At 49.5% G+C, this 21,314-nt stretch carries 12 protein-coding genes; 4 read left to right on the top strand and 8 right to left on the bottom strand.

Annotated elements, in window-relative coordinates; translation table 11 throughout:
- Positions 1-49 precede the first annotated feature (49 nt).
- A complete protein-coding gene (locus F0L74_RS26520) occupies positions 50-2,725 on the top strand; it encodes an alpha/beta hydrolase family protein (RefSeq protein WP_188316175.1) in 2,676 nt (891 codons plus the stop codon).
- A 44-nt stretch (positions 2,726-2,769) separates the two neighbouring features.
- Here F0L74_RS26520 and F0L74_RS26515 read toward each other — a convergent pair whose 3' ends face one another.
- The 3 genes from F0L74_RS26515 to F0L74_RS26505 form a co-directional block, all read right to left on the bottom strand.
- Positions 2,770-3,006 carry a hypothetical protein gene (locus F0L74_RS26515; protein ID WP_149840926.1) on the bottom strand — a complete coding sequence of 79 codons (237 nt, stop codon included), beginning with the start codon at positions 3,004-3,006 and terminating at the stop codon, positions 2,770-2,772.
- Between the two features lie 91 nt (positions 3,007-3,097).
- Positions 3,098-6,265 (bottom strand): NAD(P)/FAD-dependent oxidoreductase, encoded by a 3,168-nt coding sequence (locus F0L74_RS26510; protein WP_149840925.1) that lies wholly within the window; start codon positions 6,263-6,265, stop codon positions 3,098-3,100.
- A 447-nt stretch (positions 6,266-6,712) separates the two neighbouring features.
- Complete coding sequence (locus tag F0L74_RS26505) at positions 6,713-7,846, bottom strand: FecR family protein (protein WP_149840924.1); 1,134 nt, start codon at positions 7,844-7,846, stop codon at positions 6,713-6,715.
- A 420-nt stretch (positions 7,847-8,266) separates the two neighbouring features.
- Between F0L74_RS26505 and F0L74_RS26500 the strand changes: the two genes are divergently transcribed.
- The 3 genes from F0L74_RS26500 (at position 8,267) to F0L74_RS26490 (ending at position 14,271) form a co-directional block, all read left to right on the top strand.
- Complete coding sequence (locus tag F0L74_RS26500) at positions 8,267-8,503, top strand: hypothetical protein (protein WP_149840923.1); 237 nt, start codon at positions 8,267-8,269, stop codon at positions 8,501-8,503.
- Between the two features lie 95 nt (positions 8,504-8,598).
- Positions 8,599-10,956 (top strand): alpha/beta hydrolase family protein, encoded by a 2,358-nt coding sequence (locus F0L74_RS26495; RefSeq protein WP_188316174.1) that lies wholly within the window; start codon positions 8,599-8,601, stop codon positions 10,954-10,956.
- Between the two features lie 129 nt (positions 10,957-11,085).
- Positions 11,086-14,271: a TonB-dependent receptor plug domain-containing protein gene (locus tag F0L74_RS26490; RefSeq protein ID WP_149840921.1), complete on the top strand. Its 3,186-nt coding sequence runs from the start codon at positions 11,086-11,088 to the stop codon at positions 14,269-14,271.
- Positions 14,272-14,278: 7 nt separating this feature from the next.
- Here F0L74_RS26490 and F0L74_RS26485 read toward each other — a convergent pair whose 3' ends face one another.
- The 5 genes from F0L74_RS26485 to F0L74_RS26465 form a co-directional block, all read right to left on the bottom strand.
- On the bottom strand, positions 14,279-15,421 hold the full coding sequence (locus tag F0L74_RS26485; RefSeq protein WP_149840920.1) for a FecR family protein: 1,143 nt from the start codon (positions 15,419-15,421) through the stop codon (positions 14,279-14,281).
- A gap of 115 nt (positions 15,422-15,536) precedes the next feature.
- Positions 15,537-16,082, bottom strand: coding sequence for a hypothetical protein (locus tag F0L74_RS26480; RefSeq protein WP_149840919.1), 546 nt, complete (start codon positions 16,080-16,082; stop codon positions 15,537-15,539).
- Positions 16,083-16,234: 152 nt separating this feature from the next.
- Entirely contained in the window at positions 16,235-18,847 is a 2,613-nt protein-coding gene (locus F0L74_RS26475; RefSeq protein ID WP_149840918.1) for a glycoside hydrolase family 2 protein, read from the bottom strand.
- 82 nt (positions 18,848-18,929) lie between these two features.
- A complete protein-coding gene (locus F0L74_RS26470; protein WP_188316173.1) occupies positions 18,930-19,925 on the bottom strand; it encodes a helix-turn-helix transcriptional regulator in 996 nt (331 codons plus the stop codon).
- A gap of 253 nt (positions 19,926-20,178) precedes the next feature.
- Positions 20,179-21,294: a FecR family protein gene (locus F0L74_RS26465; protein WP_149840916.1), complete on the bottom strand. Its 1,116-nt coding sequence runs from the start codon at positions 21,292-21,294 to the stop codon at positions 20,179-20,181.
- Positions 21,295-21,314 lie beyond the last annotated feature (20 nt).

Here is a 21,314-nt window from a genome sequence, read left to right as displayed (position 1 = left end):
AATGAGCGCTTTTTTCAGTAAATTACTTAGTCAGAAAACGCCCCGTTTTATGCGATCATTTTCCCTCATGTTGCTCCTCTCGATCAGGATCTTCTGCTGTTTAGGACAAAAGCCGCCAATAGACGCCAGCGCTTATGATGCATGGCCCATGCTGCATTCGCTGATCGTTACGGATGATGGCAGCTTCGTTGCATACAGCATCCGGCGCACAGACCTGCAAAAGAATGATACGCTGGTCATACAGTCGGTGGCAGGTAACAGGAAAATAAATATTCCCGTACAGGGCATGGCGCTTGCCGCTTTTCAGCAGGAAGATCAACTGGCCGTTTTTATGAAGGCGGCAGATACAATAGGTATACTGCACCTGCAAACATTTGCTGTAACCTATATACCGGGCGCGTTTGCCTTGAAAGCGCCCAAAAGGGGAACAAAGACCTTTATCAGTTACCGGTTAAAAGGGCAGGACAATAAACTGGTCCTTCACAACCTGGCCTCCGGCGTCCGCCAAGAGTTTACGGACGTACTGAACTGTAATTTTAGCGATGATGGCGCGCAGTTGCTGTTACAAACCGCAGTAAAGCCAGGCAGGCAGTTAAGCCTGGTGGATCTTGTAACAGGACGGCATACAAAGTTCTGGACAGGGCGCAAACTTGGCAAGGCTATTTTTGACCGGGATGGCAGGCAGCTGGCATTTTGGGCGCAAACGGATTCAAGCCGGCAGGATCTGTCGTTATGGTATTATAAAACAGGAGCAGCGCAACCGCTGCTCCTGGCAGATGCTGCCCCCGGAGACAATATGACATTCAATAACGATTTCCTTAGATTCACAAAGAACGGCGAACGGTTGTTCATCCAACTAAAAGAAAACAGGGAGCCTTATCCGGATACAGACGAAGTAAAAGTAAATGTCTGGAGTTATAATGACGCCATGCTGCAGCCGCAGCAACTGGCAAATGCACAATCTCCCCATTCCTTTCTGGCGGTGGCAGATATAAAAAATAGACGCATCACCAGGATAGCGCAGGAAAATGATTACCTGCTGGCATTGCTGCGCGATGGAGATAATGACGATTTCATTCCGGCCATGAACCTGGAGGGCGATCTTTTTTTCAGGGAAAGGAAATGGAACCCGGCTTCCAGACCGGCCTTATATGTAATTGATACAAAAGATGGCAGCAGAAAGCGTTTATGCCAGCCGGACAAAGAAGTAAGCCTTGCCCACTTATCTCCGGATAACAAATACGTAGTGTACTATAACCCGGAAGAAAGGAATTACTTTTCCTATGAGCTGGCATCCGGTCTCACGCGCAATTTAACAGCAGGCATCCCGGTCATCTGGACGACCTATAACCAAAACGATATGCCGGACTCCCTGTATATGCCCGTAGGGGTGGCGGGGTGGATGAAAGACGCCCCTGGCCTGCTGATCTATGATCAGTATGATATCTGGCAGATAGACCTGTCCGGCAAACGATCACCGCTGAACATTACCAATGGTTATGGCCGCCAGCATAATATTGTGTTTCAACTACTGCAGGAAAGGGACGAAAGTATCGTGGGGTACAAACAGGTGATCACATTGGCGGCGTTTGGCCGAACAAAAAAGAACGCCGGTTTCTATCGTATAAAACCCGGTGGAAAACAGGACCCGCAATTGCTGGATATGCAACCTGCTTATTATGATCTTGGCCGTATGCCCATTATAAAGGCGGCCAAAACAGGCCTGTATATCTTTCAGCGGATGAGCGCCACAGATTACCCCAACTATTATGCTACCACGGACTTTAAGACCTTCCGCCAGCTGAGTTACCTGCAACCGGAAAAAAAATATAACTGGCTAACGGCAGAGCTGGTACAATGGCCTACCCCTGATGGAGATATAGCTGAGGGTATTTTGTATAAACCGGAAGATTTTGACCCACATAAGAAATATCCGCTGATCTTTTACATGTACGAACGCTTCTCAGACCGGCTGCATGCTTACCTGACGCCTGCGCCTGCTGATGGCCCTTTAAATATCCCTTATTTTGTAAGCAATGGCTATCTGGTACTGGCGCCCGATATCCATTATAAGATAGGCGCGCCCATGAAAAGCGCTTATAATACCGTAGTGTCCGGGGCCAGGTATTTATCCCGGTTTGAATGGGTAGATACGGCCAGGATGGGCATACAGGGGCATAGCTGGGGCGCTTATGAGACCAATTATATCATCACGCATACATCCCTTTTTGCGGCGGCCATGTCTGCCGCGGGCGTATCTGACCTGGTGAGCAGCTATGGCAGCATCAGTCATGGCGGGGTAAGCCGCCAGCATTTTTATGAGATGAACCAGACCCGCATAGGGGCCACGCTTTGGGAACGCCCGGACCTGTACATTGAAAATTCCGCTATTTTTCATGCGGATAAGGTAACCACCCCCTTGCTCATGCTGGGCAATAAAGAGGATGGCGCCGTTCCTTTTGCGCAGGGCGTGGAGCTCTTTACCGCACTCAGGCGCCTGGGCAAAAAGGTATGGATGCTGCAGTATGATGGAGAAGGACATATTGTGGGGGAGGACGCGGCGGCAAAGGACTATTCCATCCGGCAAATGCAATTCTTTAACCACTATCTGAAGGCCGCTCCCGCGCCGCAATGGATGATCCGGGGTATTCCGGCTTATATGAAGGGGAAAGACAAAGGCCTGCAACTGGAACATGGTCAACAGGTATCAAAAAGGGAGGGGTAGTCATAAAGACTACCCCTCCGTGTGACTAAACAAAACCTGGCAGATTATTCATTACCTGTAAATACAATGAACTTCTGCACAACGGGCAGACCAACTGCGGTAGTGGCAAGGGTAGTAGTGCCGCTAAATGTGGTAGTCTTAACGCCGGTTACGAATGTATCGGCAAAACCATCGCCATTGGTATCAATATAGATCCTGTCATTCGCTACAGTTGCAGCAACTGCACTACCTACAATGGCAAAAACAGCCAGAGACGCTAACATTAATTTTGCTCTTTTCATAAAACAGATGCTTTTTGAGATTTAAAAGCTAAACTTTAATGATTGATGTTTTTCCTGCGCTTGCATAAGCTTCAGCAAGAGGCGGCAGGGTTTACCTCCTGTGAAGTACCGGCCGGATAATTTGATCAGGGATGACCTGTGCTGCGGAACGTACGGTCAATTGACCATAGGCAGCTTTAATGATGTATTCAACAAATAAGGCGGTGAATGTAATGGCCACGATAATGGGAAACAGCTGGAACCGGAGCGCAATGGGGGAGGCAAATATGCTAAACCCGAAATTGATGGACCATAGCGCCGCCGTTAGCCATATTCCCCGCTGCATCCAGGGCTGTTGCCGGTATCCCTGGAGTAATACATAATAAATCAAACTCAATAGGAATACCACCTGCAGGCCGCCGGCAACAACAGGCAGGAAATTGAGTATATACACATTGAAGCTGTTAGCCCGCGTAGTTATTTTCCTGCTGTCATAAGCAAACCAGGCCTGCGCAACAAGCGCCACGCTGTCTTTACCGGTGCTGTACATTTGCAGGAACTCTACCGGAGGCGCATAATATCTTTTTGCATTAGGCCAGATATAATATTGCAGGAACGTAAGCGGGTACTGTTTGATAAGGTAGTTGCCATAGTCCGCATACAAAGGTCCCAGCGACGCCCACCGTTTAAGCTCATGGGTGGTATCCCGGTAATGCGTCCGCATGTATTGCTGCAGCGGCATGTTATGCGTCCACATATACGCCGTGCCCGCTTTCTGCTGCTCAGCAGGATGGGTGGCCAGGTTCCGGGAGGTATCAAAATAATGCCGTACCATGTTATCCAGCGGCTGCAATCTTTTTGGCGCCGGCTTCCTGTCGGCGCTATCCACATACCGGTAGGCGTACATGGCATTATTGGCCAGCTGCCACCCGGTAAAAGGGGAGAATTGCCGGGTACCGGTAAGCCGTTTGTATATGTTGCCCGTATACAGCACAAACACGCCAATAAGCAGTAACCCAAATACCGGTCCGGCCAGTTTTATCCATCTCCGCTGGGGGGATAGGAGGTAGGCTATACCTGCGATCAAAGGATAGTATAAAGCATTATACCTTACCGTAAAAGCCACAAACAGCACCAGGCCATGCCAAAGGATCAATTGTGTGGCAGGGCGTTGCACTACCCACAGCAGTAGCGTGAACCATACCAGGCTTAAGGTAATAAACAGGGTATCGCTCGATATATAGTTGGCCAGGTACAGGAATACCGGATTCAGTACCAGGAATGCCAGCAGGAAACGCTCCACATACCTCCCGGGTTGGTAGAAATAAAATACCGTGAATAGGAAACCCAGTAGCGCCGCTTGTAAAGACAGATATTGAAAAGCCACCAGCGCCAGATCAGAACGGCTGAATACGCTGAACAGCCGAAGGAAATTAGGATAACCTACCGGATAGGTATTAATTGGGAGGTTATGATAGGCTGTTTCCAGGTACACATACGAATCGTCATTAATAAAGCTGGCATAAGGATAAAAATATTTAAACACCCCAAATTGCAGCAGGATTGCGATACCTGCCAGCCACAGATAAACCTTGTTACGCGGCGTGCGGAACACAAAATGTTTAAAGGAAAGCGCAGGCGCTGGCTGAGGGCTTGTTCTCTCTTCCGGCGCTGCGGCCGCCTCCCGCTTCTCCTCATGGTACGCCTGCTCCGTATTAATGGACCATATATTGTCTTTGGTCTTTATGCCCGCTACGATATTATCTACCGCCACCATGGCCGTAAGCATGGAGTGGTCGCTGTTATTATATTTGTGCATGCCGTTGCGGCCTACCAGGAACAGGTTCTCAAATCTGTCCACATAGTCCCGTATCTCATTAAACCGTTCATAGGCGCCAAAATAGGCCGGGTAGGTCTTCTCCATCCGTATCACGGTAGCATCCAGTACATTGGCCGCTGAGGCCAGCCCTATTTTTTCCAGCTCCCGTATAGCCAGCTGTTTGATCTCCTCATCCGGCAGTTGCCAGAAGCTGTCTTCCGTATTACAAAAGAACTCCATGCCCACCCAGGCCGTGTCAGGATCATTCACCATATAAGGGCTCCAGTTATTGAACAGCTGAAGCCTGCCAACCTTTACATCCTTTTCCTGTATATAGATCCAGGTATCCTCCAGTTGCAGCCGTTGCCATTCACCGGTATTTTTATCCCGGAAGGAAAGCTGTTGCAATAAGATGCCTACCGTAATAAAATCCCGGTACTGGAGGCCGGACGCTACCTGCTTCACTGCTTCGGGTATGGAGCCGTCCATGCCTCCAATCAGCTCCTGCACCGGCATAGTAGAAAAGAAATAGTCGCCTTCCAGGTAGCTGGTTTCACCGGTTATATTGTTAATGACCGCTACGGCGGTCACCTGCTTGCCGTTATCCGATGTATAGACCCGTTTTACCTCGTGATGCAGCAATACCTTGCCGCCCATGGCTTGTACCTGGCGGGCTGCCTCTTCCCATAATTGTCCGGGCCCCAGTTTTGGGTACAGGAACTGCTCAATGAGGCTGGTCTCTGTATCCTTTTGTGCGAGATCCGCCTGCTTATTCCTCACGGCAGCTTGTACGGCATGCCGGACCGCCTTGCTGATGGATACCCCTTTTATACGCTGTGCGCCCCATTCCGCGGAGATGGCATGGCAAGGTATACCCCATACTTTTTCTGTGTAGTCTTTAAAGAATAGCTGGTAGAGACTGCGCCCAAACCGGTTGATCATAAAATCTTCCAGGTTCTTTTCCGGCCGGCGTGGAAGGAGCTGTGCCTGCAGGTAAGAGAACAGGATGCTGATGGTGGTCCATAACCCCAGTTTAGTAAGGGTGTCAAAAGACAGCTGGATAGGGTAGCTAAAGAACTTGCGCAGAAAATAGATCCTGGATAAGCGCTTGCGTACCAGCATCACCTTATCAGGATCTTTTTCCGCGCTATGTGTAGCCCCACCGGATGCAATATCTATTTCCCGGGATTGTTGCTGGTAAGTGATCGTAAAGGCAGCAGGCCCGTCCTTTTCTATAGGCAGCAGCTGCTGCCACCAGTTCATCACCCGGTCAGATTTTGAGAAGAAACGGTGACCGCCAATGTCTATGCGGTTACCCTTATAATTTACGGTCTTGGAGATACCGCCTATATCTCCTGATTTTTCAAGTATGATAGGCGTAATATCCGTTCTTTTCAGCAGCTCATAGGCAGCAGTAAGCCCTGCCGGACCTGCGCCGGCTATAATAGCATATTTGTTCATGATAAGGTTCTTTAGGGCCGTACCTGCGCTCCCTCCCCAGGAGGGAGGCTGGCCCGGCAAAAGCAAAAATCAGGCTGACAGCAACCAGCGATCACAATGGTTTTTGTGAGGATGTATTAAGCATTACAATGACACATGCTATACGTGCAGTGCATATTGCGAGGAAACAAAATAGTCGCTACAGTCAAACCGACAGTTTTCTGGCGTGGCATATCCAATGGTTTTAAGAGGCAGGCAATACTGCAGGATCATATGGTGGGATCATTCGCTGCTGTAGATGATTGCGCCTGTTGTGTTGAGTAATGGTTAGTTACGCTTAGTCTACTAGATTGGTGGTGTTTTGTGGTTCGAAGATAGGGTGGTATCAGGGAATGGGTGTTATCATTTGCGGAATTTATTTTATGGTCATTTGGGATAGGGGGGGTAACAGCGATTTGTGTAGGGGCCTTATCTATGAAGATAAATGGTATGTTCGTCCTGGTAGGTATACTGGAAGCCTTTCTGCAGGCTCAATGAATCAAGATAATTCCGCAGGGGTGTGCTACGGGACAGATCCCCTACATAGTTTATCCGGGCTATCGAGGCATCGTCTGTTTTTACCTCCACGCCATACAGGCGTTGTAATAACGGTAAAACATCCTTTACGCGGCTACGTTCGGGAACCTCATAAATGCCATCCCGCCAGCGCAGGATCTTGGCAGCGTCCGCGGTAAAAAGCTCCTGCAGTCTGCCGCGGTAAGCCGATATGGCCATCCCCGGCGTTAGCTCCTCCTTGTCTTTATCTGCGTATACCCTTACAGCGCCATCTTCTACAAATACCTCTACAAGACCTGGTTTGTAGGTGTTCACGTTAAAGGCGTTGCCATTGGAGGTGGTGCCGATCACGCTTACGTAGGTATGATTGGGCAGATATACAAAAAGCGGCTGTAAAACATTGGCGGCGGCAGCTACATAAGCTTCCCCGTTTATCATCACTTCACGGCGCTCTCCCTTGAACGCCGTAGGAAAGGTGAGGGTAGAGCCAGCATTCAGATGTACCCGGGTGGAGTCTGGCAGCACAATGCTATAATCCATACCATTGGGCACGTTCAATATGCAGCGGGCAGGTGCATTATCCGTAGCAACAAACCGGAGTGTTTTGTTATGATTGGTAAGGGTGAGACCCTTGGTGTGAATGGTGGCAATACTGTCGGCAAATGTGATGATCTTGCCTTCTGAGGTTTTCAGGAACAACCGCTGGTTATCCAGGAGATCAGTAACAGCCATATCGGGGTAGTAGACGTAGACATCCCCCTGTTGCTGCCAGGGCAATAAGCCTTGTCCGTGCGCCCAGGCCACCAGGCTTAAAGCGGCGATTATACACGCCAGGACCGCCAATATGAGTTTGTTCCGCCGGCGGTGCTGAGGCCGGGCGCGGGTAATGATCTCAGGAGTAACGGTGTCATGGAGGTCCTGCCAGATGGAAAAAGCTTCCCCATAATCAGCTATTATCTGATAAAGGTGTTCTTTGTTTGCTTTACTTATGCGGCCTGTGATTTCTTCCAGGGTGAGGTCATATACCAGTTCACGGTCGAATTGCATAACCTATTAACGTTTGGAAGGGTGAAATGTACCTCCTAGAGGTGGTTCAAAGTTACACGAATTTCCTTTTTACGATCGAATTGCATAGCCAGATCACATTTACAACGGTTGAATGGGTCCCTTATAGATGGCTCAAATTGAGGGCTAATTCTTGAAAAGGGAGCATAGCGTGCAATTTAAAGCATTAATTAACAGTAAATAGTTAATCAGATATTAATCTGATCTATAAAAACTACGATTGACCTGTCTGAAATGACTGTGAAATTTATTCCACAATTGATAACCGTAGCGGAAAAACCCTTTCGTAACTTCATATCAGCCAAAGTCCTCGATAAAAAGCCAGTGTATAACAGCGCGCAGTGATACCATCCGCGACAACGACAGGGAGACAATACTTTTCATTTAACAAAAATATACCTCATGAAACGAGCTAAACTTATGCTTGCCCTCATTGGCATAATGGCGGTCCTGGGCGGCATTTTTGCCTTTAAGGCTAACCGCCTGGCCATCAGCTATTGCCGGATAGGCAGTCCCGGCGTTTGTACAACGGTTTACCTGAACACTTCGTTTGTAAACACCACTGCCGGCAATACCTATTGCACCTTTAACCGTATTGCCCCATGTGCGCAAAAGGTGGTCACTTTCATACAGCCTTAATTCATCTGTCAACAAAGCTGTTCCCCGCCATCGGGCTCCTGCTCTGGTATTCGGTTGTTCACTCACAGTGCCCGGGCCCTTCTCCGGTAAGACCCATGTTGGATACCGGCGTTTTTGACCGGTGGCCGGAAGTGCAGTCCCCCGCCATTACGCCGGATGGCCGCTATATGTGTTATACCATCTACCGGCAGCCGGCCGGCAGCCAAACCCTGGTTATCCGTTCCCTGAGGGATAGTTGGGAAAAGGCCTTGCCCGGCGCTGCCATGGCGGCATTTACACCCTCCGGCGGGTATCTGGTGTTTTTGCAGGGTGGGGATAGCCTGTGCCTGTTGCAACCAGGGGCCGGCCAGGCAAAATTCATTGACCGCGTTGGCAGCTTCTGGCAGTTTGATAACCGGGGCCGCTCATGGTTAGCCTGGTACTCCGCTACAGCTCCCATCCAACTGGTAATATACGATATTGATAAAGGGCGGCCGCAGACAATCTGGACCGGCAAGACTGCCGGCAACCTGGTAGTGGATACAGCCGGTGCACAACTGGCATTTACGGCAGATGGTAAGGTCTGGTATTACCATCATGGTATGCCACATGCCCGGCCACTCCTGGCTGCAGATAGCGCCCTTGCCGGAATTACCCTGGTAAATTTTTCCATGGACGGGAAGCGGATCCTTTGCCTGCTGCCGGCAGGGAATGTTGTCAAGCCCTGGCCCCAGGCGCCCGGCCGGGTGCAGATATGGCGTTATACGGATGCGGTGCTTCCGCCCTGTAAAGAAAAGGAGGCGCCGGTTCCGTGCTTCGCAGTAATATCGCTAAAGGACCTACAGCTAACCCGCCTGCAGGAAGCAGGAGAAGAGTTGTGGCCTATTACAGGCGGCGCCACGGACAAATGGGGGCTGATCATCCGCAAACAGGGCAGTGGGGCTGTCTCGCGGTATTACCTCATTTCCCTGGTTACCGGCCGGCGAAAGGAAGTTGATTTTCCCTTTGCCGGTATTTCCCCGGCCGGCCGGTTCCTGGTAAGCGATGATGGATTGGGGAATATCCATACTTATGAACTGGCCACCGGCATTACCAGGGATGTTACGGCAGATATATCCGTACCTGCCGGAGACGCGGGGTACGACCAGCCGGCGCTGGCGGCCCACCGCGGCCTTGGCAGCTGGGGGCATTGGCTGCCCGGCGATACCGGTATACTGTTATATGACCGGTATGATAACTGGCTGGCAGACCCGCTCAGGCAAAAAGCCCCCATCAATCTTACCAATGGCTATGGCCGCCGTCATCATATAACGTTCCGGTTAATAGCGCCAATGGGAACAGTAGTGCGGCTCCAGGATACACTCATACTGGACGCCTTTAATAATGATAATAAGGACAACGGATTTTACTGCATAAGACCAGACAGCGCCCGAGACCCGCTGCCCCTTACCATGGGCCCCTACCTCTATTACGCAAAAGAACATTTCTACCTGGGGGGCGAAGCCCCGCTTAAGGCGCGGAATGCCGGCATTTATATCGTACGCCGTTGCAGCGCCACTGCATCCCCCAATTATTTCATGACACAGAATTTTAAAAGGTTTAGGCCGTTAAGCACCGTGTATCCGGAGCGGTCATACAATTGGCTACAGTCGCAACTCATGGCGTTTACCCTGCCGGACGGGCGCAAAGAACAAGGTATACTATACACGCCGCAGGATTTTGATCCACATAAAAAATACCCGGTACTGCTGCATTATTATGAAATAATGGCTGACCGCCTGCATCGCTATCAGCCACCCGCATTTTCCGCCGGCGACATCAACATCCCTTATTTTGTAAGCAGGGGATACCTGGTGTTTACTCCGGACCTGCATTTTACCACCGGCGCCGCTGGCAGTAGTGCCTGTATTACCGTTATAGCGGCAGCCGGGTATCTTTCACGCTTACCATATGTACGCGCAGATAAAATGGGTATTACCAGCCGTAGTTTTGGCGGGTTCCTCACTAATTATATTGTTACCCATAGCAACCTGTTTGCCGCAGCCTGTTCAGACGCCGGTATAGTTAACATGGCCGGTGGCTGGGGTACTTATGAATTAAACACAGGTATGCCGCTGCAGGAGCTCTATGAGCGCAGCTATTACCGTATGGGAGCGCCACCCTGGCAACAGCCGGACCTATACCTGGAAAATTCCCCTCTCTTTATGGCTGATAAGGTCACCACCCCGCTGCTCCTGGTACATAATAAACTGGATGCCGTAGTACCGGTTGACCAGGGCATTGCTTTTTTTACCGCGCTACACCGGCTTGGCAAGCCTGCATGGCTGCTGCAATATGAAGGAGAGGCGCATAACCTTTTACAGCCGGACAACCAACTTGATCTTACGATCCGGATCAATCAATTCTTTGACCATTTCCTGAAAGATGCTGCCGCACCTGACTGGATGCACGAAGTTGACGCCAGTGGTAAATAAACTGTTAAAAACTACGCGCATTTTGAAAACAGGTAGTTCATTCTGTTAGCAGGCGCGTTTTAATGTCAATGCCGCAGTGGCGAGAATTAATATATCCCCTATACCATCGAACTAAAAAAACAAAGTTCAATGGAAATAAATTTACGCCGGCTCTTAGCAGCGGTGGCGTGCTGCATCAGTTCCTCCCTTATACCTATATCCGTCTTTGCTCAGACGGAGATGGATACCTCCGCTGTCATAAGCATCAATAACAAACAGTTAACAATTATCGAAGCTGCCCGTACTATTTGCCGGAATGTGGGATGCCATGTTGAGATGTCAACAGAGGTGACTGGGTATGAGACGGTCATTAATGTAGATTTCTTCCAGCTGACTTATAAGGAAGCGCTCCGGGAGGTGTTGGAAAAGAATGGATTTACATTTGTGATCAATGGAAATTGTGTGAAGATAATGGACCGTATACCGGGAACGTCCCTGTCTGGTATGAAGCTAACCGGAAATGTTGTTGACGAGCATGACAAAAAACCTGTTAAACGCGCCAGTGTCAGGATTAAACGCACGCTTACCGGTACTGTTACAGATATTAAGGGCGAGTTCATGCTGCCTGATGTCAGGACAGGGGATGTTCTTTGGGTCTTTGCGCCTGAATATGACAGCAGTACCGTGCCAGTACAGGGAGACCGGATGTTGCTGCAACTGACGAAAAAATCAAGGCGATTAGCTCCTTTTGATGTGCCGCCGGTTTTTGTACATACGCCTCAGCGGGGTGATCATACAAACGTGTCTCCAATACCGGCCGCGGATATTGTGAACCAGCCCGTTGGTAATCCATTGTTAACACTGCAGGGAAGAGTACCGGGGTTATTCATTACACAACAAAACGGTATCCCGGGCGCTGCGCTAAAGGTACAATTACAGGGGCGCAATAGTATCTCCGGGCTTAATGAACCGATGTACGTAATTGATGGCGTTCCGCTTTTATCCGGATGGACGTTCCCCATCAGTGGCATACAAGGTGGCGCGGGAAATCCTTTGGAACTTATAAACCCGGACGATATCGAGCGCATTATTGTATTGAAGGATGCTGACGCCGCGGCCATTTACGGCAGTAGAGGCGTTAATGGTGTTATCCTGATCTATACCAAAAAAGGCGCTTATGATAGCAGCGGGATCAGCTTACGGGTAACGAATGGCCTGGGTACAGTCACCCGCAGGCTGGATGTGTTCAATACCCCGGAATATCTGTCCATGCGCAGTTTGGCGTATTCCAATGACGGGCTGTCTATCCCTGATGGACGCAGTACGGCAGATCAGACAAATGCAGATTTTCTGATATATCCGCGTTCGCGCAATGTATCGTGGCAGAAGGTGCTGGCAGGCAGGCCATCTCAGTATATGTACGCCAGCCTGTCCTGGGCGCATGGCGGACCGCGTACGAATTATAGGATAGGAGCGGGACTTCACCGGGAGACGACTGTTTTTCCCGGAGATCTTTTTAACCGCGAAGCTACTTTCCTGGTAAATGTAAACCACCAGTCCAGGAGGAACAGCTGGCAACAATCATTTACCGTTTTTGGTCTGACGGGAGACAATCAGCTGATCGACAAAGACCTGATACAAACTGCCGTTTCACTGGCGCCTAACGCCCCGGACTTATTTTTGAAAAGCGGAGCGCTGAACTGGGCCCCGCTGCCCAATGGCGATGCTTCCTGGACAAATCCGCTGGCATTACTGGATCAGCAGTACCGCAACAAAATAGCCAACTTCATTGCCGCCTCTACGTTCAGCTACAGGATAAGCAAACGGTTTTATCTGGCTGGTAATTTTAATTATAATCTCCTGCTCAATAAACAAACATTGGTGATACCGGTTAGTTCGTTTGCGCCGCAGTTCAGGGCTATCCTGCAGGATCAATGGATGGGGGCTTCCGACAGACTGCATGGCTGGTTGGCGGAACCAGCGCTGAATTATAGCTGCCGCTTACCAGGAGGCAGTTTAGTGGCCCGTGTAAGACAGGTTTGGCAACATAACGATGGCTACTATGCGCGAAATTCAATCTCCGGAGATACTAAGCGTACTGCCAACGATGTATCGGCCTATAACTATAGCGCCACGGGCATACTGTTGAAGTATGACCTATTGCAGCGTTATAGGGCAGATCTTTCAGTATACCGGGAAAGTAGCTCGCGCTTTACAAAGGATCACCGGGGTAATTACGCGTTATCGATGGAGCTTGGATGGATGTTCTCAAATGAGGAGTGGTTTCGCCAGCGGTTGCCTGTTATTGATTCGGGCCTGCTGAATGTAAGTTATAGTATGCTGGGCAGCGATGATATCTTCAGGCCATATGGCCCCGGACAGGCGCTATCTGATGGCCGCGTAAATGGCTGGCCGCCGGATTCGGCGCTGAAGTGGGGAGGTGTAAACAAATTTGCAATAACGCTGCAGACTGGCATTAAAAGAAGCCAATTGTTTTTTACGGCCAGCTATTACCGGAATGATGCTGTTTGCCAGCTGCCTGATGGAGAGAATGGTAATTTTACCGTGGGGATACGGAATAGCGGCTGGGAATTTCTATTGAAACGGAAACATATAAACAACCCGCGATTTATGTGGTCTACGGAGGCCAATTTTACATTACCAGAGAACAAACTGCTCTCTTTTGCGGGGTTGGAGCATTCGTCTTATGCCGGCGATTTCTTCGTGGGCCAATCCATAGATATTGTAAGGTTATATCAATCCGCCGGTATGGATATGGCAACTGGTTATCCCCAGGTGATGGGACATAACGGCAATGTGTTGCCGGTGGATTCCATGGGACAGCTGCAGGACCGCCAGGCGAGCGAAAACTTGGGGCCCAGGTATTACGGTGGCCTACTGAATAATTTTACAATTGGCCGTTTTGATATAAGTATACTTTTCCAGTTTGTAAAGCAGATGGGCCCTGAGTACCGTAGTACGCCGCCTGGCCTTTTTAACGGCGCCAGCAATATGGGCAACCAGCAAGCCGGGATACTGGAGCGGGTGCCTGCGGCCAGCTATAGCACCATACTTTCGGAGCAGCGGCTGACCTCATTTTCCAACAGTACGTTTAGTACAGATGCTATTACGGATGCCTCTTTTATCCGGTTAAAAAGCCTGTCTATTTCATGGCGGCCAAATATAGGCGCGCGGAAAGACCAATTGCGTGTTTTTGCACAGGGACAGAACCTGCTTACGTTTACCCGCTATAGCGGCATGGACCCGGAATCCAGGAGCTCCGTTACCTTACCACCCTTAAAGGTATTTACAGTGGGGCTTAGTTTAACAATTTGATGTTTGCTTACCAGAACCGGAGGGTATCGCAGGCGGCATTCAGCTCATGATGGAAGTTAATAGCTCCCAGCTGGTTCAGGATAATATGCAGCGGTTTCTGACGGTCTATTTTACCGGTTAACTGCATGTTGCTCACCTTATTGTTGGATAGCACTACTTCGATATTATACCACCGGGCAATCACTTTAGCCACCTCTTGCAGTGACTGTTCCCGGAATTCGTATACAAGTTCTGCGGGGTCCATCCTGTCCGCTTCCAACGGTTCACCATTTACAGATACCACCTCATAACCCGGTTTTAAACGGAGGCTGTCAGTAAGCGTTTCCATCTTCAGAGAGCCGGTTATCAACGATACCTTAATAGCGCCCTTGTGGGTGTTTACATTAAATGCCGTGCCTAATACCTGTAATTTGTGATGTTTGGGCAGTACTACAACAAAGGGCTGGTTATTATTGGGCGCTACCTGCAGGAATGCTTTTCCCCTTAGGAAAACTGAACGGGTTTCCCCTGTAAAGTTTATGGGGAAACGAAGCACGGAATTGGGAGACAGCTTTATAGTGGTTTTATCGGCAAGGACCACCGTATAATCCTTACCCGCCGGCACATATAGTGTGGCTATTCCCGGCGAACCTTTGCCCCGGAAGCGCAGCCGGTTGCCCCGGTTAATGAAGACCACATTATCTACCTGTGTATTGGCAGTGTCTATAGAGAGGTCCAGGCGTTGTCCGTCCGGTAACGTTAAGATAATTGTGCGGGGATCTTCATTAGTGGCAATTGCCTGGGCGGGCTGTGAGTCTGGAGCGCGTGTACGCCGCTGGTTTATAGTATAAAGTGCTGTCATTACCAGTAGCACAGACAAGACGGTTATACTTACGGGCTTTATAAAAACGGCTTTTCGCTTGCGCGGGGGATACCCCCCCTGTAATGCCTTTTCATACTTGCGGACTACTTCCATCGGATCATCCTTGTGAAGCTCGCTGGAAGCCAATATATGCGCCGATTCAGCCTCATGAAGATCTTTCCAGAATTTGTATGCCTCGGGATTTTCTGCAATGATTCTATCCAGACAGGCTTGCTCTTCTTCTGAGAGCAAGCCTGCAATTTCATTTATGATCATCTCGTAGAGCAACTCCTGGTCAAAATCTTCCATAATATAGTTACATGAGGTGGATGTTTATTACATGTTGGGCAGTTTGCTCTTAGTGTACGATTAATAAGATTGAACGATGCTTATCGTTTTTTAATGGCGCTGTAATTAAAAAGTATTAGTGACGGAGATCCAGTACACGAAATATCTTCCAGAAAAGCTCATCTGCTTCCGTATGGTTTTGTGCAATATATTGCAGATAAGTAGGCTTGCGGTCGTCGCTATAGACATGTAAACGCTCCAGGTATCCTTTGAAACAGACGCTGACTTCATCGCTCGAAATATCACCTGCTATCTTAGAATGCTGTAAGATATATTCCACTGAACTGTCCGCGCGATCATGATCGAATCTGGGCACGGTATTTAAACACTCTCTAAGGAATTTACGTATAGTAATATCCATAGGTAAACGGCCCCTCATTTTCCAAAGCGTGAAAGCGATAGTGAACAAGACCCGCTTTGCCATCTCGCGATTTTTGATTTTCCGGGAGATGGCACGATGTAGCTTGGGGGCATACCGGCCATAAATTATGTGTAATGCAGTTTCACTATCACTACGGCCGGGGCTGGTTAAAGTTTCGAATAATGCATAATCAAGTGTAGATTCCTCAATGGAATGGTTGTAGTGTCCCATAAAATTTTTTTGATTGGTTTTTAGTTCCATGACAATTCAAAATCAATGCTTGTTCTTGTATTATTTTAGGGATAGTTGAGATGCAGTTATTTCGTTTACCGTGTGAATTATTATTTATATCTAAATTTAAAAATTATAAAATATTATTTCGTTAATGATTGGTTAGCGGCCATGTTAATATTTTATTTCCACGTCTTTTCTCCGCGTTGCATTTTCGACAGGGTCTCCTTCAGGGAATCATCATCCGCAATGCGCACTGCGTTTGTCTGAATCCGAATGGCGTCTTCCTTCTTGCCAATTTTATACAACAGGTTCGCATAAGTATCCATATAGGCCGCGTTATTCTCCGAAGCTTTCAGGGATAACTCACTCCAGCTTGCGGCGGCTGCCAGCAACGCTGCGTCATTCACCCTTTCAAACGCTGTCCACGCGTATTGGTTCAGCTCTTCCGGCCGTAATGTATTACCATATTTGCTTACATATTCACCCGCAGCCTTCGCAAAATCATCCCACTCCTGTTTGTTCAGGTAATGAATGGTTTTAGCGCGCAGCAAGATCTCTTCTCCCGCGGCGCCATATTTACTTACATTGGCAGCCAGCTGGTTCCAGTCTGGCTGTGCATCCGGTTTGGATACGGCGGCCTGTATCTCGTCTTTATAGATGATGTTCATCATCTTCACCTCGGCCTGGCGGCCGCCCATGAGGCGGTCTATCTCTGCGGCCTGTTGCTGTACAATGGCAAAGCCGGGGTCCTTAGCACTGTTGGTCGTTTGCATGATAAAAGCCAGATCATCCACGCTATACGTTTTCAGGCTCGCTATATAATCCGCTGCGGCCAAACGGGCGCCAGGTTTATCATCCACCTGCTGGGCTGTCATGGCCAGCTTACGCAGGAAGGCCGGATCTTTTTTACCATCTATATACTGTTGCAGTAACTGGCTGTATAACTGGCCGGGGTCTGTAATATCCGCCGCCTGGGCAGTTACAGCCGGTATAGTGCCGTTATTGGCTACCAGCGGCCGGTGGATCCTGCGCATCTCTTCAAACGGGATCTTGATCACCTCCCGGTCATAGGTCATAATACCGTTCTGCTCTGTTTCTACGTCAAAGGGCTGTGTGTAAATAGAACCGCTTAGCCCTTCTTTTTCCAGCAGCTGCAGGTGTTGGTTCATGATCGTGTACTTAGCCTTTAAGGCAGAAGGAGTGACCTGTATATAACCCCATGCGCTCATGGGGTTCCATTGGTGGTCCGGTATAAATACGCCTATGCCGCCAAACTCTCCCAGGATGCGCGCTTTGCCGGGGTGTGCCGGCGCGTTCATTGGATCCGGGTAGGAGTGTACATCGGTCATGTCTGCACTAACCCAGGCATTTGGCGAAGGGCTGCGCAGTTTTTCATTCACATACAGGATCTCTCCGGAGTGACCGTTGATCAGGCGGGAGGGGTCCGTATGTTTCACCCATTCCGTGAGGCGTTGTTGGTCAAAAACGCCCCACTTCTCGTTAAACAAAACCCAACTTGTAATACAAGGGTGATCGTATAACTGCGTAATGGTAGCCGCCACTTCTTTTTCAAACTCCTCTTTGGCGCCTTCCGGCATATGGTGGGGCGGGTTTACAAAATCCTGCCACACCATCATACCCAGTTTGTCGCAATGATAGTACCAGCGTGCCGGCTCTATCTTAATATGTTTGCGGATAGTATTAAAGCCCATGGCTTTGATGGCTTTGATATCGAAAGCCAGCGCTTCATCGGTGGGGGCAGTCAGCAAGCCGTCTGGCCAGAAGCCCTGGTCCAGCGTACCCAGGTTATAGGTATACTGGTTATTGAGGAAGATGCGGTCATAACCGGCTGCATCCTTTCTGATCTCTACCTTGCGCATGCCAAAATAGCTCTGTACCTCATCTGCCGGTTTACCATCCTTCAGCAACTGTACACGCAGATCGTAGAGGAAAGGATCTGCGGGCGACCATAGCTTTGCTGCTTTCATGGGCAGCAACAGCTCCGTTCCCGCGTTGCCTTTAATGGTGCTTACTGTTTTACCTGCGCTGCTGGCGGTCAATACCACTTCGCTGCCGGCGGGGGCGTCTACGGTTACGTGCAGGACGCCTTTATCGATATCGGGGGTTAGTCTGAGATTACTGATCGCCGCAGCGGGCACTATTTCCATCCATACGGTTTGCCAGATGCCGGTGCTGGGCGTGTAATAGATGTCTTTGGGGCTCAGCACCTGCTTACCATGGGGGTTGGGGCCCTGGTCTGTAGGATCGTATACCTGAACCACCAGTTCATTATTACCGCCCTGCAGGGCATCGGTTATGTCAAGGGAAAAGTTTTGATAGCCGCCGGTATGTGTGCCTACCGTTTTACCATTGAGCAATACCACTGCCTGCCAGTCCACGGCGCCAAAATGCAACAGCGCACGTTCGCCGTTTTGCAGGGTGGGTTTGGTAATGTTTCGTTTGTACCATAGGTTTTGGTTCGGTAGCACGGCTTTTTTAACGCCCGAGAGGGCGGACTCGATAGGATAGGGAACTAATATTTCACCTGCGTACGCCGTAGGCGTAGACGCACCTTTGGGGGTAATTGCATATTGCCAGAGACCATTTAAGTTTTGCCATTGTTTGCGCACCAGCTGGGGACGGGGATATTCCTTTAATGCGTTTGCAGGGCTTACTTCCTTTGCCCAGCGGGTTTGTATAGCAACGGGCTGGATCTTCCAGCCATTTTGTGCGTTAGCGCTCAGCTGCAGCATACAGCAGGCAATGACAGAAAAGGTTTTGAAGTTCTTCATTACAGGTTGTTTGGTAGATGATGATCTTTGTTTGAGACGGTCATCGAAATAACCCTAAAAACGCAAAATGAGCGGGGCTGTACTATACGCCGTTGCGGTAACGCTCCGGGTGCAGTTTCATCTCATTGGGCGGGCACCCCATATATTTACGGAAAGCCCTGGAGAAATTAGATACATCCGTATACCCCAGCTGCAGGGCAATATCCCGTATAGAGTCTATACCCAGCAGTAATAACTGTTGGGCCTTGATGATACATTGCTGCTGCACAAAATCACCGAGCGAGATATCGCACTGTTTCTTAAAGTTCACCTTCAGGGAGGATGGGCTGATATTAAACCGTTTGGACAACTGATCCAGGCTGCATTCATGGATATGCGGATAGTCTATAATATGATGCCGCACGCCCAGGATCAGCTTTGATGTTTTGGAAGCTTGTACGGTCTCCAGGTAGTTATTCAGGGTGATCTCGTCATCGTAGGCGCAGAGGAGACGGTATATCAGGGTTTTCATCTCCAGTTGCAGGGAGTGGCCTGCTTTACGGCTCTGGTACATCTCATGAATAATGCTTTTCACCTTACCGGTCATCCGCGCGGGGAACAGGATGCCGCCGCTGGTATTGGCCGCATACAGGTTATGCATCATTTTTTGCAGAGGAGCATGGGCCGTGAGCAGGTCCTTGAGATAGGTAGGCCCTATCTCTATATGCAGCGACTCGCTGATACCCGGCAGGGGTTGCAACACATAGGCGCCTGCGGTAAGATAAAAGAGATTGTACTTAGACCCCTCCAGCATGATCTTTTCCTGGTTATTAATGCGGCAAAGGATCTCGCCTTCCCGGGTGTACTGGAGGGTAACGGTGGGCCTGTCCCAGGTGGCATGCATCTTTGCGGGGAACTGAACATCAAATGACGTGATATAGATCCCGTAGTCCGGGGTAATCAGCTCCTGCAATAGCGCATGGCCAAAATCATACTCTTTACAATGGGAAGTAGCCCAGGGCACCAGGCGGTTCTTCAATTCACGAGGCACAGGCACGACCCTTCCGGTATCATGCTGAGGGTGATTCGATAATTGCATAAGCGTTGTGTCTAAAATTGGCTGCCTGTCGCTTTGAGGTACAACAGGCGTCATATCAACATCCGGTCACCAGGTTTTATAGGCTCCAGTCTGATGGAATAAAGAAAAATGGTACAGCATATTGGTTAACCACAGTTGGCTGTCTGTAGTGACAGCTAACACTACTACCAAATTAACCAATGGCACTGCAATAAAACGGCAGGTTATTGAAAATCAGTAATTGGAGCTAGTTAGGACAAAACAAAAGTGGTAGTTATTTTATATGGATGGTTTCGTCCTTTATCTCATAATTAAGCCCATTGGTGGCTTTCATGTTCTGGAGGAATACCTGTATGGGCTTATTACGGTTAATGGCGCCGCTGAAAAGACGGTTGTTCAGGGCGGGGTTATCTATCACGAAATCGATGCCATACCAGCGGGAGATCACTTTGGCGGCTTCGGAGAAGGGTACATTATAGAAGTCATAGACCCCTTTCTGCCAGCTTAACACCTCTTCCTCGTCAAAGGGAGCGGTTTGTACGCCCTGCAGGCCACTAACGGCCTCAAAGCCCGGTTTAAGCACGGTACTATCCTTAGCGGTGCGCACCTTTACTTTACCGCTTACCAGGGCTATTTTCACCTGGGCGCTGTCATAGGTGTTTACATTAAAGGAGGTGCCTAAGACCTGTACGGTATTGCCCGGTAAATGCACCAGGAAGGGTTTGCCGGCCTGCAGGGCCACTTTAAGAAAAGCCTCACCCTGGATGGTCACCTCCCGGGTATTGCCGGTAAAGGCGGAAGGGAATTGCAGGGTACTGGCAGAGTTGAGCATGATCTCTGTGCCATCGGATAATATAATGGTGTAGTCCTTGCCGGCAGGTATACGCAGGGTAATAAGCTGGGGGGCAGCTGTTGTGGCGGTATAACTCAGCTTTTTATTGGCGTTATTAAGGGTCATGTTATCCAGCTGTACCTGCTGGCCGGCAGTGGAGAGGTCAATGGTCTTGCCATTGGCCAGCTGCAGGGCTATATGCTGATGGTTGGTGAGGGGGGCATCTGCTGCGCCGGTACGGGTGGTAAAGAACACCTTCCAGGAAACAACGGCGGCCAATACCAGCACGGCAGCTATGGAGACTGCCCGTACATAATAGAAGATAAGTTTACGCTCACGGCTGGTATGTAGTATGGCGTCTGCTTTGTCCATGCGCAGGTTAGCCCGGAGCTCATCTACCTTACCAGGATGCAATACCTGGTGCATATCCTGCCATAATGCCTTTGCCGCCGGGTGGGTGGCGATGGTTTCCTGCAGGTATGCTTCCTCTTCCGGTGTAATAGTGCCGGCGATTTGCTCAATGATCAGTTGCTGTATTGCTTCCAGGTCCAAATCCATACCAATAGATATATCGTAAT

This window comes from Chitinophaga agrisoli (genome assembly GCF_008386695.1).
GTDB lineage: Bacteria > Bacteroidota > Bacteroidia > Chitinophagales > Chitinophagaceae > Chitinophaga > Chitinophaga agrisoli.
The sequence above is the reverse complement of the archived record's forward strand: the minus strand, read 5'-3'. Positions and strand labels throughout refer to the sequence as shown.

Bases quoted from the DNA above. Each gene is read 5' to 3' on its own strand.
- F0L74_RS26515 (WP_149840926.1), bottom strand. From the start codon at position 3,006: ATGAAAAGAGCAAAATTAATGTTAGCGTCTCTGGCTGTTTTTGCCATT.
- F0L74_RS26510 (WP_149840925.1), bottom strand. From the start codon at position 6,265: ATGAACAAATATGCTATTATAGCCGGCGCAGGTCCGGCAGGGCTTACT.
- F0L74_RS26500 (WP_149840923.1), top strand. From the start codon at position 8,267: ATGAAACGAGCTAAACTTATGCTTGCCCTCATTGGCATAATGGCGGTC.
- F0L74_RS26520 (WP_188316175.1), top strand. From the start codon at position 50: ATGCGATCATTTTCCCTCATGTTGCTCCTCTCGATCAGGATCTTCTGC.
- F0L74_RS26495 (WP_188316174.1), top strand. From the start codon at position 8,599: ATGTTGGATACCGGCGTTTTTGACCGGTGGCCGGAAGTGCAGTCCCCC.
- F0L74_RS26485 (WP_149840920.1), bottom strand. From the start codon at position 15,421: ATGGAAGATTTTGACCAGGAGTTGCTCTACGAGATGATCATAAATGAA.
- F0L74_RS26505 (WP_149840924.1), bottom strand. From the start codon at position 7,846: ATGCAATTCGACCGTGAACTGGTATATGACCTCACCCTGGAAGAAATC.
- F0L74_RS26480 (WP_149840919.1), bottom strand. From the start codon at position 16,082: ATGGAACTAAAAACCAATCAAAAAAATTTTATGGGACACTACAACCAT.
- F0L74_RS26475 (WP_149840918.1), bottom strand. From the start codon at position 18,847: ATGAAGAACTTCAAAACCTTTTCTGTCATTGCCTGCTGTATGCTGCAG.
- F0L74_RS26470 (WP_188316173.1), bottom strand. From the start codon at position 19,925: ATGCAATTATCGAATCACCCTCAGCATGATACCGGAAGGGTCGTGCCT.
- F0L74_RS26490 (WP_149840921.1), top strand. From the start codon at position 11,086: ATGGAAATAAATTTACGCCGGCTCTTAGCAGCGGTGGCGTGCTGCATC.
- F0L74_RS26465 (WP_149840916.1), bottom strand. From the start codon at position 21,294: ATGGATTTGGACCTGGAAGCAATACAGCAACTGATCATTGAGCAAATC.